The following is a 13079-nucleotide window of genomic DNA, read 5'->3' as shown; positions in this document are numbered from 1 at the left end:
AGCGCCGTGCTCGTGAGTTCGTGGAGCTGGAGTCCGCGGTGCTTGACGACGCCCCGGAACCTGGCCCTGAATCCAGCGGTGATCGCTCTGGTAGCGTCGCCGAAAGCGAGGCAGCGCACCCGGATAAGGGTGTACAAGACGACGAGAAGGAGCGGTGATGAATAATCCCAACTCGTCTAGGGCTACGCGCTGGAAAAAGCAGGCGCGGCAATGTCTAGCGCTGTCTAGTGGCTTTCTCTTGTTTTCGGCTGCCGGCTGCTCGACGCTGCCGAATAACACTGCGCCCGAGGTCATCGCCACTTTTGCACCGCAAGCCGATCCGCAAGTGGAAATCATGTCCCCGAAGCAGGACGCGGATGCAGACTTGGTACTGCGTGAATTCTATAAGGCCTCCGGGAAGCCTGCCAATGACTATCAATCCACCCGTAACTTCCTAACACCGGACGCCCAAGAGCAATGGACGCCGAAAGAAGCCGTGGATGTGGTCGACTCTATCGACATCTTGACCACGGATAATGGCCTGGACCATAAAACCTTCGAAGTCAGTGGAAAACATATCGGTACCTTGAGCCCTAACGGTGCTTATACCCCGAGTGAACGCGATTATTCAGCCACCGTGCAAATGCAGAAGGTGGACGGGCAGTGGCGTATCCAAGATTTTCCGCCCAAGTTGGTCATTGAACGCAACGACTTGCGTAATAATTACCGGCCAATTTCGCTTTATTTCTTGGGGCAGTCGGGCGAATCGCTCGTTTCGGATAGGCGCTGGATCTACACCGGCCAGCAATCCATCGATAGCGAAATTGTCACCTTGTTGCTGGAAGGCCCCAATACTGATCTGCGTCCGGCGACTACAGATCTAACGCCAACTTCGGCGACGTTCTTAGGTTATGAAAACGGCACCTACAACTTCGGCGGGTTGAGCTCGATGAGCAAGGACGAGCGTTTCCGCTTTGCCGCGGCGCTGACGTGGACGTTAAACAACGCTGGTGTATCTACCACCGTTAAAGCTACGGCGGATGGTAGCCCTCTCGTTGATGGCTTGGACGTGATGACCGTCGATGATTTTGCCGAATTCAACCCTGGAAATCTGGTCAGCTCTGACGCCCAGCTTTTCGCCGTCAACAACGGAGCCTTGTTTGAAGTCGCAGGTGACCAGGTGGAGCCAGCCAACAGCGTCCTGGGCAGGGGCTCAGATGTTCAGTCTGCGGATATCTCCAAGGAAGGAATCGTAGCCGCAATACGTAAGAAGTCCTCCGATGAATATCAATTGAGCATGGGAGAGCTAGGCGTAAAGCTGGAGGATGACCTGAAGTCTAAGACACTGGCGCGCCCGACCTTTGAGGCAAACGGCCAGAGCATTTGGACTGTTGTTGATGGCAAGAAAATTGTTCGCGTATCCCGCTCGGCGAAGGGCGAACTGCATCAATCTGAGGTCGACTCCTCTAGCCTGGATAGTATTCAGGGCGAGATTTCTGTTATTCGCCTCTCGGCTACCGGAGCACGCGTTGCGATGATTATTGAGGGCAACGTCTACGTCGGCGTCGTCGTGCGCGGCAAAAACCGTAAGTACTCAATCGTTAATGCGCATCGCGTGGGTCAAGAGATACAAAATACCGCGCTTTCGCTGGATTGGATGAGCGACGGCGGATTGATGGTGGGCACAGATAGCGTGAACTCGCCGGTATGGCGCATCGAACAGGATGGCTCTTCTGCAACGACTTTGGCAACGGGTAATGTGACCGCGCCGGTGGTGGCAGTTGCAGCTTCTCCAACGAAGCTTTACATCACCGACTCTCACGCATTGCTGGAGCTACCTGCCGAAAACACCGACAACACCTTCTGGCGCGAGGTTGCCGGCCTGCAGGGTCAGCGTTCTTCACCTATCGTTGCCAAGTAAAAGCGCCTTATACAAGTTGTGACGTCTGCGCCTAAAGCTGGGGTGGCTTCAGGCAATCGTGAGACAAGCATGCGTGAGGCAAACATGGGGCGAAAATAAGCCGAGTGCTCGGGGGAGAAAAGATAGGTGGCACTAGTAGGTAAGCATTGGGATTCGCGCGTTTTGGCACAGCGTGCGGCGGCCTTGTTCGAAATAGTTGTTCCGCATCAGTGTGCCGGATGCGGGGGAGAGCTAGAGGCTGCAGCACAGCTATGTGCGCGTTGCCAGCTGCATTTGCGGGCGCTGCCGCAACAGATTGCTAGGCCAGTCCCATTGGGGATGCCGGTATGGGCGCTCGGGCCCTATTCGGACGTGCGGCGAAACCTCATCGTGGCCATGAAGGAGCGGGGCAACCGCAAAGTGCGCAGCCATGTGGCAGCAGTATATGCCGCAGGCATTGAGCATTTGCGGGCGCGCGGCGAGATTCCGGAGGAATTAGTGCTGGTGCCAGCCCCTACGCGGCGTTCTTCGGCGCGGGCACGCGGTGGCGACCCGGTAGCGCAGATTTGCGTGCAGGTGGCCAAGACCTTGCCGCGGGTAAGCGTATGCGAGGCATTGGAAGTTCGGGAGTCAGCGGCTGATCAATCCGAGCTTTCTGCAACTCAACGCTGGGACAATATGCGCGCAGCGGTGCAGGTCAGGCCTGCTGCAAGCCGGATCGTAGGACGACGATTGCTGCTTGTCGACGACGTGGTAACCACCGGCGCAACTTTGGTGGCCAGCGCCAGCCGTCTGCGGGGCAGCGGGGGAGTCCCTGATGGGGCAATCGTACTGGCAGAAGCTTAGATTCGGTTGGTTGCAGGGGTAATTCCGGCCCTATTGGTCCCCTTGGTTATGACCAGTGCTACCATGAAGAGTGTCACAGGGAAGCAGATAAAGTGTCCCAAACCATCCGGTTTCTATTTTGGAAAGTCGCATCGGAAAGGGCCTTACACCTGCGGAATGTGCAGTCATTCAGTCCCCACGAGATAAGGGAGGCAATTCAATGTCCCAGCCCACCAACGCTCAGGTCACCATCACCGGTCGTAACGTCGAGGTGCCAGACCACTTCCAAGAGCGCGTCACCGAAAAGCTGGCCAAGATTGAACGCCTTGACCCGACTCTGACTTTCTTCCACGTGGAGCTCCAGCACGAGCCGAACCCGCGTCGTGAAGCAGAGTCTGATCGCATCCAGATCACCGCAACGGGTAAGGGCCACATCGCTCGCGCTGAAGCAAAGGAAGATTCCTTCTACGCAGCACTGGAAACCGCTCTGGCAAAGATGGAGCGTTCCCTGCGTAAGGTCAAGGTCCGCCGTGAGAACGTGAAGTCCGGTCACCGCGCGCAGAAGGGGACCGGCGAGCTGGCTGCTGAGATCGTTGCTGCTGCAGAGCACGAGCGCGCGAAGGAAGAGCGCTACATCGATCCCTATGCAGAAACCGTCGAGGATGTTCGCCCCGGCCAGATCGTCCGCTCCAAGGAGCACCCGGCTACCCCGATGAGCGTCGATGATGCTTTGAGCGAGATGGAGCTCGTGGGCCACGACTTCTATCTCTTCATTAACGAAGAAAACAACAAGCCATCTGTGGTCTACCGTCGTCATGCTTTCGACTACGGCATCATCTCCCTGTCGGAGGACGCAACTGAGGAGTAAACCCAACTCTTTTTAAGATTTAGCCCTTCCGCCGCGTTCGCTTAAGTCCCTGATTGTCGGGGCCTATGCACCGCGGAGGAGGGGCTAAAGTTTTGCTGACGCACCGCAAACGTTCAGGGTTTCATAAGGTGGTCGGAATCAAGCGTTAACTACCCAGTGGGTACAATGACGAGAAGTTAACTATTTTGTCGCGACAAGAAGGACTATCTAGAAGTGTTTGGACTCTCCAAGCTGCTGCGCGCAGGCGAAGGACGCACCGTCAAGCGCCTAGCAAAGATGGCTGATGACGTTATTGCTCTCGATGCGGAGTACGCTGCGCTATCTGATGCAGAACTAAAGGCAAAGACCCAGGAATTCAAGGACCGCCTGGGGGCCGGCGAAGAGATGAATGACATTCTTCTCGAGGCTTTTGCCACCGTCCGTGAAGCCGCTTGGCGCGTGCTCGATCAGAAGCACTACAAGGTGCAGATCATGGGTGGCGCGGCGCTGCACTTCGGCAACGTTGCCGAGATGCGCACCGGTGAGGGCAAGACCCTGACCTCGCTGCTGCCGGCTTACCTCAATGCGCTTGAGGGCAAGGGCGTGCACATCGTTACCGTCAACGATTACTTGGCAAAGCGTGACGCCGAGATGATGGGTCGTGTGCACCGCTGGCTGGGCCTTAGCGTTGGCGTCATTCTTTCCGAGATGCGCCCTGCACAGCGCAAGGAAGCCTACGGCTGCGATATCACCTACGGCACCAACAACGAGCTGGGCTTTGACTATTTGCGCGATAACATGGTCCGCACGCTTGACGACGTCGTCCAGCGCGGCCATAACTTCTGCATCGTCGATGAGGTTGACTCCATTCTTATCGACGAAGCCCGTACCCCGCTTATCATCTCCGGCCCAGTGGACGGATCCTCCCAGTTCTACAACGTTTTCTCCCAGATTGCGCCGAAGATGCGCGAGGGTATCCACTACGAGGTAGACCACAAGAAGCGCACCATCGGCGTGCTTGAGGATGGCGTGGAATTCGTGGAGGACCAGCTGGGCATCGACAACCTCTACGCCCCAGAGCACTCGCAGCTCGTGTCCTACCTGAACAACGCGCTGAAGGCGAAGGAACTGTTTGCGCGCGATAAGGACTACATCGTGCGTAACGGTGAGGTCATGATCGTTGACTCTTTCACCGGCCGCGTGCTGGCAGGCCGTCGCTACAACGAGGGCATGCACCAGGCCATTGAGGCCAAGGAAAACGTGGAGATCAAGAACGAGAACCAGACTCTGGCGACCGTTACTCTGCAGAACTACTTCCGCCTGTACGAGAAGATTTCCGGCATGACCGGTACCGCAGAGACCGAGGCTGCCGAGCTGCACTCCATTTATGGTCTCGATGTTGTGCCGATTCCGACGAACAAGCCGAACCAGCGTGTTGACCAGGCTGACCGCATCTACAAGACGCAGGAAGCAAAGTTCGCCGCAGTCGTCGATGATATTGCTGAGCACGTCGAGGCCGGCCAGCCGGTCCTGGTTGGTACCACCTCCGTTGAGCGCTCCGAGTACCTGTCCCAGCTTTTGACCAAGCGTGGCGTCAAGCACTCCGTCCTGAACGCGAAGCACCACGAGGAAGAGGGCCAGATTGTCGCCCGCGCCGGTCGCCCTGGCACCGTAACCGTTGCTACCAACATGGCAGGCCGTGGTACCGATATCGTGCTGGGTGGCAACCCCGAGGTCATCCTGGACGAGAAACTGCGTGAGCGCGGCCTCGATCCTTTCGAGGATGAAGAGCGTTACCAGGAGGCATGGGACGCTGAGATTGACGAGGAGCGTGAGCGTTCCAAGCGCCTAGGTGACGAGGTCCGTGAAGCAGGAGGCCTTTATGTTCTAGGCACCGAACGCCACGAATCCCGCCGTATCGACAACCAGCTGCGTGGCCGTTCCGGCCGTCAGGGCGATCCAGGTGAGACCCGCTTCTACCTTTCGATGCGTGATGAGCTGATGGTTCGCTTCGTGGGTCAGTCCATGGAGAACATGATGAACCGCCTGAACGTGCCTGACGACGTCCCGATCGAGGCAAAGATGGTGTCCAACTCCATCAAGGGCGCCCAGGCACAGGTGGAGAATCAGAACTTCGAAATGCGTAAGAACGTTTTGAAGTATGACGAAGTGCTCAACGAGCAGCGCAAGGTTGTCTACGCGACCCGCCACGACATCTTGGATTCTGGTGACATCAAGGACAACATCCGCGACATGATCGATGACACCGTGTCGGCTTATGTTGCCGGCGCTACTGCCACCGGCTATGTCGAGGACTGGGATTTGGACGAGCTGTGGAATGCTCTGGAGTCTCTCTATGGCCCGACTATGAGCCACGAGTCCTTGGTGGAGGGCACCGAGTACGGTTCTGCCGGCGAGCTAAGTGCAGAGCAGCTGCGCGATGCATTGCTAAGCGATGCTAACCACGAGTACGACGAACTCGAAGAGTCCGTTAGCGCTATCGGCGGCGAGTCCCAGATGCGCAACACCGAACGCATGGTCATCCTGCCTATCATCGACCAGAAGTGGCGTGAACACCTCTACGAGATGGACTACCTGAAGGAAGGCATCGGCTTGCGTGCGATGGCACAGCGCGATCCGCTGGTGGAGTACCAGAAGGAAGGCGGCGAGATGTTCAACGCCATGAACGAGGGCGTCAAGGAAGAGACCGTCCGCCAGCTGTTCATGCTCCGCAAGCAGTTCAAGGCGCAGCAGGAAGCGCAGGCAGCTTCCCCTGAAACCACCGAGGCTTAGCGGATATAAGCTCATTTGAAGCGTCTGGCCAAGAAATTGGTCAGGCGCTTTAAGTTTTATGCCAGCTTCCTATACTCTAGAAAGAAGCCAACAATAGATTTTCTTTTTCTAAGAAGGGTAACTCCGTGCGCAGTCGTTCACTCAGCCTGGGATTTTCGGCATTTTTGTCTGCCACGCTCCTGAGCGGAACCGCGCAAGCCTACGGCGAGGTTGAACAGGAATCGCGTTCCTGCCATGAGGCTGTTGTCGCTGCAGGCATGGAAGATTACTTTTCTGCTGCCGAAACCAAGAACCTCACGGTCGCAGAATGCGTAGAACGCATTGCAGATGGAAAACCCAGTAAGACCCCCGAAGAGCGCCCTGCCTTCGGCCAGATTGGCATGCTCTTTGGCGGCATCGCCTCTGTGATTGGCCTCGGCGTCGGCGCATGGACCTCGGTGGATTGGACCGACATCCTGCTGCGCCTGGGTTCGCTTTAATATTTGGCCCTAAGTACTTGGTGCGAGCCCTGCCCCTTGAGCCTAGATATTCAGGTTGTGGCCAAGGGAGAGCAAGCGGAACTCTTCTAGCCGATTGTGCTTGAAGGACCCGGTAAAACCATGGCGTTTGCCGCCAATATCGGCCGAGCCAAAGAACTCACCGTTAGCGCGGGCGTGCAGGCTTCGCAGCTGTGCGCGCAGCGGCCTATCGTGGGGCCGATGATTAAGCGCCCAAGCGCGCAAATGCACTTTGATATCGCGGTTGTACTTGTTGCCCGCTAGATGATGCAGTGGGCGCAGCCCGCCCGTAACCTCCAGTGCGAAGACGACAAGGTCGAGGATTTCCTTGCGGGCGGAAAGGTCTTCTTCCGTGGGCTTTCTCTCATAGCGCACTCGATCGGGCGCGGTATAGAGCTTGAGGTGGCTAAAACCAGGGATAGGTGAATACAACTTAAGTGAGCCTTCCTGCAGGTCATACAGGAGGCGAACGCACCCACCATTGTGCCACGTGGCGTCGGAAAGCGCTGGCTCCTGTGAGAATGCTGAAAGGGGTGGGCGCGATATTTTTTATTTTTAGATATACTTTCGTCCGTCAAAAGCACACCCGCTCTTTTAGTATTAAGGAAGTTTAAATGCGCGGTCTTATCGTAGATTTCGTTGGTGTCTTGGACGGCACCGAGGAAGACGTCAAGCGCTGGCGTTCCCTGTTTGCTGCAGCCAAGGCTAACGGCGTAGCGACCGCCATCCTGTCTAATGATCCAGGTGGCCCAGGCGCAGAGCATATCCGCGAGTGGGAATACCGCGGCATCGTGGATGCGGTCATTCTTTCCGGCGAAATTGGGGCAGAAAAGCCTGAGCTGGCTGCCTTCCAGGCTGCGGCGGATGCCATCGAGCTGCCGATCAATGACTGCGTCATGGTCGATGACTCCATTCTCAACGTGCGTGCTGCCGTTGATTTCGGAATGCTCGGCATGCTGTATACCGTCTTCGACCGCACCAGCGTCGAGGTCCAGGCTGTATTCGACATCGAGGGTGAGTTCTAAGTGGCTAAGGCGCGCGTTTATCTGCCGGCGACCTTCGCTATGCTCAGCGAGCTTAAGGAGACCGGCCAGTTGGCCGCACGCTCCGGCTGGGGCTTTACCGTGACCCCTGCGCTGCGCGAGTTCTACACCGAGGGGGATGAAGAAGAGATTGCCTACTCCGCATTCTTGGAGGCTTCGATGGCATCCCTTCGCCTGCTCGCCATTGGCGACGAGGAGAATTTCCCGCATCGTCGCGTAGTTATTTCGGTGGACGTTGACGAGTCTGTGTTAACTCCCCAGCCTGACATGGGTGATCCGGTAGTCAAGCTGAATCCTGCAGTCATTACGGAGGAAAACCTGCAGGCTATCCACGTGGACGTGGAAGAGTCTGAGGAAGCTACCGCGAAGGCCATCGAGGTCATCGATAACGCCGATCTTGGTGACGAAGACGCGGAGCTGGCCGTAGGAGACGCCCTGGATAACTTTATGGCGTTCTACGACCCATCTGAGCTGCCCTTCTTGGTGGAGCTGCTCTAATTTTCCCAATCGACGTTGGTGCGCAGCGCTTCGAGCAGCTTGCGCACCGCGTCACGACGGCGGGCGGAGGCTGAGCCTTCGGGGATTTTCAGATCCAGCCCGCATTCTGGATCGGCTGGGGGACCGACGTGCGTGCAGCCGCGTGGGCAATATTCTGTTGCCGCGGCTAGATCTTCAAAGACACCGAGGACTGTATCGGCGTCGACATGCGCTAGGCCAAAGGAACGGATGCCTGGGGTATCGATAATCCAGCCGCCGTCTGCACAAAGCTCTTCTGGCAGCGGAAGAGCGACGGATTGCGTGGAGGTATGGCGTCCCTTGCCCACGGCGGAGACCTCACCGGTCTCGCGCTTAGCGTCGGGAACCAAGCGATTAACGAGCGTGGATTTACCTACGCCGGAGTGCCCGATAAGGGCCGTGACGTGGCCATTTATCACATCACGCACTTGGTCCAAGGAGTCATCGACGCCCGCCTCGACGACGGTGACGTCAAGATCTGCGAATTCGGCAGCAAAAGGTGTCGGGTCAGTGAGATCGGTCTTGGTCAGACAGAGCACTGGGTGCACGTTGCCGACGAAGGCGGCGATGAGTGCGCGCTCTACAAAGCCAGAGCGTGGGGGAGGATCCGCTACTGCGGTGACGATGAGCATGCGGTCGGCGTTGGCGACGACGATGCGCTCATAAGGATCCGTATCGTCGGCAGTGCGGCGCAAAACAGAAGTGCGCTCCGCAAGCTTGACGATGCGTGCGAGGGTGTCCTTGCGCCCGCTGGTATCACCGACGACGCCGACTCGGTCACCGACCTCGACCGGGGTGCGGCCCATCTCGCGTGCACGCATGGCGACGACCTGCGGTCCCTCGTCGAGCGCTACGCCCCAGCGGCCGCGGTCTTTGGTCACCACCATGCCGAATTTGGCGTCCTTGTGCTTGGGGCGGTCCTTTGTACGCGGACGCGAGCCCTTACCGGGGCGGATACGTACGTCGGATTCGTCGTATGAGCGTGCACTTCTAGCCACGGGCGGCCTCCAGCATTTCTTCCCACATTCCCGCAAAGCCAGGAAGTGTTTTCGCAGTGGTGTTGATGTCTTCTACTTCCACGCCTTTAACGCGCAGCCCGATGATGGCGCCGGCGGTTGCCATGCGGTGGTCCGCGTAGGAATTCCACTTCCCGCCGTGGAGCTGCGCCGGTTCGATATAGAGGCCGTCGGAAAGCTCCGTGACCTTGCCACCTAGGGCGTTGATTTCGGTTGCGAGCGCTGTCAGACGGTCTGTTTCGTGGCCGCGCAGGTGAGCGATGCCGTTAAGACGCGAGGGCGAGGAAGCAAGCGCACACAGGGCAGCGACGGTAGGCGTGAGCTCGCCGATATCGCCCATGTGCTTTTCGATGCCATGCAGATTGCCGTCCGCGGCACCGATGACGGTGACGGAATCTTCTGTTTGTTCCACGTGGGCGCCCATGGCTTGCAGGATCTCGCACATCTCAGCGCCCGGCTGGGTCGTGTGCTGTGGCCACTGCGGGATGGTTACGCGACCGCCAGCAACCGCCGCTGCGGCCATGAACGGAGTGGCGTTGGAGAGATCGGGCTCGATGTTCCATTCCCCGCCGGCGATGGGGCCGGGGCTAACGCGCCAGGTATTGTTACTTTCTTCGACTTCGACGCCGGCTTGGCGCAGCATCGCACAGGTCATCTCGATATGCGGCAGGGAAGGAAGCGGGCCGCCTTCGTGGGTGACGGTGATGCCTTCCCTAAAGCGCGCGCCCGAAAGCAAGAGTCCGGAGACGAACTGGGAGGAACCGGAGGCGTCGATAGCCACTGCGCCGCCTACTGGAACTGACGTGGACGAGATGGCAAAGGGCAGGCCCTCGCCCTCGACCTCAACGCCAAGGCTGCGCAGTGCGGAAAGCATCGTGCCCATTGGTCGCTTGCGTGCTTGCGGGTCACCGTCGATGCGGACAGGGCCATTGGCTAGTGCTGCGACGGGTGGGATAAAGCGCATGACCGTTCCCGCGAGACCGCACTCGATGGTAGCGCCGTGTAGCGGGCCCGGCTTGACGTGGACGTCATTGCCTTCGTGGCGAAAGGCAACGCCCATGGACTCAAGCGCTGCCTCCATTAGACGCGTATCGCGTGACTGCAACGGATTGCGCAGGATAGATGGAGAGTCAGCCAACGCTGCCAGAATATAGGCGCGGTTAGTGATCGACTTCGACCCTGGAATGGGTTGTTCCCAATCCAGTGGGCCGGTGGCACGCGGGGCTGACCAATACAAAGACATGTAGTCCATAATATAAGTTCATGTGCGGAAGATTTGTTTTGTTCAGCGAGTCTTTACTCGCCGCGGTTGGCGACTGGCCAGGTATTGAGGAGGTCCACGCCCCACAAGGGCTGCCGCCGGCGCGTTATAACATCGCCCTGACACAGCCGATTGCCGTGGTGCGTGTACAGGAATCCGTAGCACGTGTGGAGCCAGCACGCTGGGGTCTTATCCCACATTGGAAGAAGGACCTAAACGGTCCGCCGCTTTTTAACGCGCGTGCCGAAACCGTGGCGACTAAGCCTTCGTTCCGCGAGGCTTTCGCACGCAATCGCTGCATCATTCCGTTGGATGGCTACTACGAATGGAAAGCTGACGTTTCAAGCCCAGGCGGTGGAACCAAGGCCAAGGGCAAGGGCAAGAAGACGCCCTATTACGTCACCGGCCCAGAGGGCATGCTCTTTGCTGCCGGGCTGTGGTCCTCGGGCCAAGACAGGCTTTCAGCCACGATGATTACCACCGAAGCCACCGAAGAAATGGCGTGGCTGCACGGCCGCCTGCCTAAGTTCCTGCGGCAGGAGGAAATCGGGCCATGGCTGGCAGGCGAGCCTCTGCTCGAGCCAAGCACCGTCACCGGTTTTCAGGCGCGGCCCGCAGATCCAGCCGTGGGCAACGTGCGTAACGACTATGCCGAGCTTATTGCAGAACAACCCCCGGAAGGGCTGTTCTAGAACGATGGTTGCGCCAACTACTGCGCGACCAGGTCGGTGAAAGTGATATCGAGAACCTTGGCTAAGTCCTCCGCATTCATTTCGATGTCGAGGCCACGGCGCCCGCCGGAGAAAAAGATGGTGTCGAAGAGGACAGCCGTTTCATCAATTGCGGTGGGAAGAACGTGCTTTTGGCCTAGCGGAGAGATTCCGCCTGGAATATAGCCGGAGGATTTCGAGGCATCTTGTGGATCTGCCATCGTCGCCTTCGCCGCACCGAATGCCGCGGCCGCCTTCTTTAGGCTGAGCTTGTGTGAGACTGGCAGCACGCAAACCGCTAATTCCCGCTTGGCGCCTTTGCCTGCGGTGAGATCGACCACCAGAGTTTTGAATACGCGATCAGCATCGATGCCTAGTTCCGCTGCGGCAGTGTCGCCGAAATGATCCGTACCGCCCTCGAAGATTGCCACCTTATGTGGGATCCCCGCTTCTTCCAGGATCTTTAAAGCTGGGGTAGCGGCATGCGGAGTTTTCTTGGACTTGGACATAAGCTGCATTTTAGTAGCCGCGTCATGCCAACCCATTAGGATGGGATACGTGGCTACAAAAATTACTAGCGCTAAGGACAGTCAGCGCCTCTTTGAGGAGCAAGCACTGCCCTTGCTCGACCAACTCTACGGTGGAGCCATGCGTCTTACGCGCAACCCGCAGGACGCTGAAGACTTGATTCAAGAGACCTATTTGAAGGCTTATAAGAATTTCGGCTCCTTCAAGCAAGGCACCAACCTCAAAGCTTGGCTCTACCGAATCATGACCAATACCTACATCAACTCCTATCGCAAGGCGAAGCGCCGCCCGGCGGAATCTTCAGCAGATGATCTGAGCGATTTTCAGCTCTATACAACTGCCGGCCATGATTCGACCGGCCTGGAATCGGCCGAAGTCGAAGCATTGAAGTTGATGCCGGATTCCGCGATCTCTGAGGCAATGAATGATTTGCCGGAGGATTATCGCATGGTTGTCTATTACGCCGACGTCGTAGGCCTGGCGTACAAGGAAATCGCAGAAATTATGGACACTCCACTTGGCACGGTCATGAGCCGGCTACACCGTGGAAGAAAACTCCTTCGTGGCGCGTTGAAAGACGTGGCTAGAGAAGAAGGCATCGGTCTCAACCACCCAGACATGGAGGAGAAGTAATGAGCAACGCGACAGGGAACAATTGCGGCGCATGTAATTCTCCTGAGGTCCAGGCACTGTTTTGCGAGCTTTTGGATGAGCGCACAAGCTATGCGCGTGCGCTAGAAATCCGCGAACATATTGCACAGTGCGACGAATGCCAAGCACGGCTTGAAAGCGAAGAAGTGGTTCGTGCGCTCGTTCGCAAGTGTTGTTCTGGCACCAAAGCTCCACAGTCGCTGCGTCAGCGCATCACCATCGAAATAACTCGTACCGAGGTTCGCTGGAACTAAAATCCAAAGGTAGATAATCCAAAGGTAGATTCAGCAGCTTATTTTAGATACAGCAAAAGGCTCGCCTTCCTTCAACGAAGGGAGAGCGAGCCTTTGTCGTGCTGCTTATTTACGCGCTAGGACGCTTGCCGTGATTTGCACTCTTCTTACGGCGATCCTTGCGCTTACGACCACGCTTAGACATGGGCGGCCTCCTTGCTAATAGGTGAGCGGATAAATTACTTACCCACTGACTTTAGTGGCTGGATCAGCCGGTGGG

Annotated in this window: 15 protein-coding genes; 10 read left to right on the top strand and 5 right to left on the bottom strand. The window is 57.5% G+C overall.

The features are described from left to right. Nucleotides 1-157: 157 nt before the first annotated feature. The 5 genes from HMPREF2935_RS02475 to HMPREF2935_RS02455 all read left to right on the top strand — a co-directional run bounded on the left by HMPREF2935_RS02475 (nt 158) and on the right by HMPREF2935_RS02455 (nt 6823). The gene (locus HMPREF2935_RS02475; RefSeq protein WP_061921004.1) at nt 158-1900 is read left to right on the top strand and encodes an LpqB family beta-propeller domain-containing protein; all 1743 of its coding nucleotides are present in this window, start codon (nt 158-160) and stop codon (nt 1898-1900) included. Between the two features lie 126 nt (nt 1901-2026). Then, the gene (locus HMPREF2935_RS02470; protein ID WP_239239852.1) at nt 2027-2725 is read left to right on the top strand and encodes a ComF family protein; all 699 of its coding nucleotides are present in this window, start codon (nt 2027-2029) and stop codon (nt 2723-2725) included. A 199-nt stretch (nt 2726-2924) separates the two neighbouring features. Next, nucleotides 2925-3572, top strand: coding sequence for a ribosome hibernation-promoting factor, HPF/YfiA family (hpf, locus tag HMPREF2935_RS02465; protein ID WP_062035670.1), 648 nt, complete (start codon nt 2925-2927; stop codon nt 3570-3572). A gap of 213 nt (nt 3573-3785) precedes the next feature. Beyond that, nucleotides 3786-6344: a preprotein translocase subunit SecA gene (gene secA, locus HMPREF2935_RS02460; RefSeq protein ID WP_062041801.1), complete on the top strand. Its 2559-nt coding sequence runs from the start codon at nt 3786-3788 to the stop codon at nt 6342-6344. A 125-nt stretch (nt 6345-6469) separates the two neighbouring features. Further along, nucleotides 6470-6823: a hypothetical protein gene (locus HMPREF2935_RS02455; RefSeq protein WP_062041798.1), complete on the top strand. Its 354-nt coding sequence runs from the start codon at nt 6470-6472 to the stop codon at nt 6821-6823. A gap of 42 nt (nt 6824-6865) precedes the next feature. On the opposite strand, the gene HMPREF2935_RS02450 is transcribed toward HMPREF2935_RS02455, so the two are convergent. Further along, the gene (locus HMPREF2935_RS02450) at nt 6866-7273 is read right to left on the bottom strand and encodes a hypothetical protein (protein ID WP_070455495.1); all 408 of its coding nucleotides are present in this window, start codon (nt 7271-7273) and stop codon (nt 6866-6868) included. A gap of 182 nt (nt 7274-7455) precedes the next feature. Between HMPREF2935_RS02450 and HMPREF2935_RS02445 the strand changes: the two genes are divergently transcribed. Next, nucleotides 7456-7866, top strand: a complete 411-nt coding sequence (locus tag HMPREF2935_RS02445; RefSeq protein WP_061921014.1) for an HAD-IA family hydrolase — start codon at nt 7456-7458, stop codon at nt 7864-7866. Next, nucleotides 7867-8382 (top strand): DUF6912 family protein, encoded by a 516-nt coding sequence (locus HMPREF2935_RS02440; RefSeq protein ID WP_070432427.1) that lies wholly within the window; start codon nt 7867-7869, stop codon nt 8380-8382. Here HMPREF2935_RS02440 and rsgA read toward each other — a convergent pair. Further along, complete coding sequence (gene rsgA, locus HMPREF2935_RS02435; protein WP_062035668.1) at nt 8379-9398, bottom strand: ribosome small subunit-dependent GTPase A; 1020 nt, start codon at nt 9396-9398, stop codon at nt 8379-8381. The genes HMPREF2935_RS02440 and rsgA overlap by 4 nt on opposite strands. Next, nucleotides 9391-10659: a 3-phosphoshikimate 1-carboxyvinyltransferase gene (gene aroA / locus HMPREF2935_RS02430; protein WP_246817763.1), complete on the bottom strand. Its 1269-nt coding sequence runs from the start codon at nt 10657-10659 to the stop codon at nt 9391-9393. The genes rsgA and aroA overlap by 8 nt, the downstream gene beginning before the upstream one ends. A 20-nt stretch (nt 10660-10679) precedes the next feature. Here aroA and HMPREF2935_RS02425 point away from each other — a divergent pair, with 20 nt between their 5' ends. Next, the gene (locus HMPREF2935_RS02425) at nt 10680-11369 is read left to right on the top strand and encodes an SOS response-associated peptidase (RefSeq protein WP_070731847.1); all 690 of its coding nucleotides are present in this window, start codon (nt 10680-10682) and stop codon (nt 11367-11369) included. 17 nt (nt 11370-11386) lie between these two features. Here HMPREF2935_RS02425 and ybaK read toward each other — a convergent pair whose 3' ends face one another. After that, the gene (gene ybaK, locus HMPREF2935_RS02420) at nt 11387-11905 is read right to left on the bottom strand and encodes a Cys-tRNA(Pro) deacylase (RefSeq protein WP_083313163.1); all 519 of its coding nucleotides are present in this window, start codon (nt 11903-11905) and stop codon (nt 11387-11389) included. Between the two features lie 40 nt (nt 11906-11945). On the opposite strand from ybaK, the gene HMPREF2935_RS02415 reads away from it, so the two are divergent. Further along, on the top strand, nt 11946-12548 hold the full coding sequence (locus tag HMPREF2935_RS02415; protein ID WP_371326222.1) for a sigma-70 family RNA polymerase sigma factor: 603 nt from the start codon (nt 11946-11948) through the stop codon (nt 12546-12548). Continuing rightward, a complete protein-coding gene (rsrA, locus tag HMPREF2935_RS02410) occupies nt 12548-12820 on the top strand; it encodes a mycothiol system anti-sigma-R factor (protein ID WP_062035663.1) in 273 nt (90 codons plus the stop codon). The genes HMPREF2935_RS02415 and rsrA overlap by 1 nt, the downstream gene beginning before the upstream one ends. Nucleotides 12821-12929: 109 nt before the next feature. Here the strand turns inward: rsrA and HMPREF2935_RS13790 are convergent, their stop codons facing one another. Then, a complete protein-coding gene (locus tag HMPREF2935_RS13790; protein WP_096030696.1) occupies nt 12930-13004 on the bottom strand; it encodes a 50S ribosomal protein bL37 in 75 nt (24 codons plus the stop codon). Nucleotides 13005-13079: the final 75 nt, after the last annotated feature.

The sequence above is a fragment of the Corynebacterium sp. HMSC076D02 genome (assembly GCF_001813815.1).
GTDB classification, from domain to species: domain Bacteria; phylum Actinomycetota; class Actinomycetes; order Mycobacteriales; family Mycobacteriaceae; genus Corynebacterium; species Corynebacterium simulans.
This window is presented reverse-complemented; position numbering and strand designations above follow the sequence as displayed.

Excerpts from the sequence above, each read along its gene's own strand:
- HMPREF2935_RS02475 (WP_061921004.1), top strand. The coding sequence starts at position 158 with ATGAATAATCCCAACTCGTCTAGGGCTACGCGCTGGAAAAAGCAGGCG.
- hpf (WP_062035670.1), top strand. The coding sequence starts at position 2,925 with ATGTCCCAGCCCACCAACGCTCAGGTCACCATCACCGGTCGTAACGTC.
- HMPREF2935_RS02445 (WP_061921014.1), top strand. The coding sequence starts at position 7,456 with ATGCGCGGTCTTATCGTAGATTTCGTTGGTGTCTTGGACGGCACCGAG.
- aroA (WP_246817763.1), bottom strand. The coding sequence starts at position 10,659 with ATGTCTTTGTATTGGTCAGCCCCGCGTGCCACCGGCCCACTGGATTGG.
- HMPREF2935_RS02425 (WP_070731847.1), top strand. The coding sequence starts at position 10,680 with ATGTGCGGAAGATTTGTTTTGTTCAGCGAGTCTTTACTCGCCGCGGTT.
- ybaK (WP_083313163.1), bottom strand. The coding sequence starts at position 11,905 with ATGCAGCTTATGTCCAAGTCCAAGAAAACTCCGCATGCCGCTACCCCA.
- rsrA (WP_062035663.1), top strand. The coding sequence starts at position 12,548 with ATGAGCAACGCGACAGGGAACAATTGCGGCGCATGTAATTCTCCTGAG.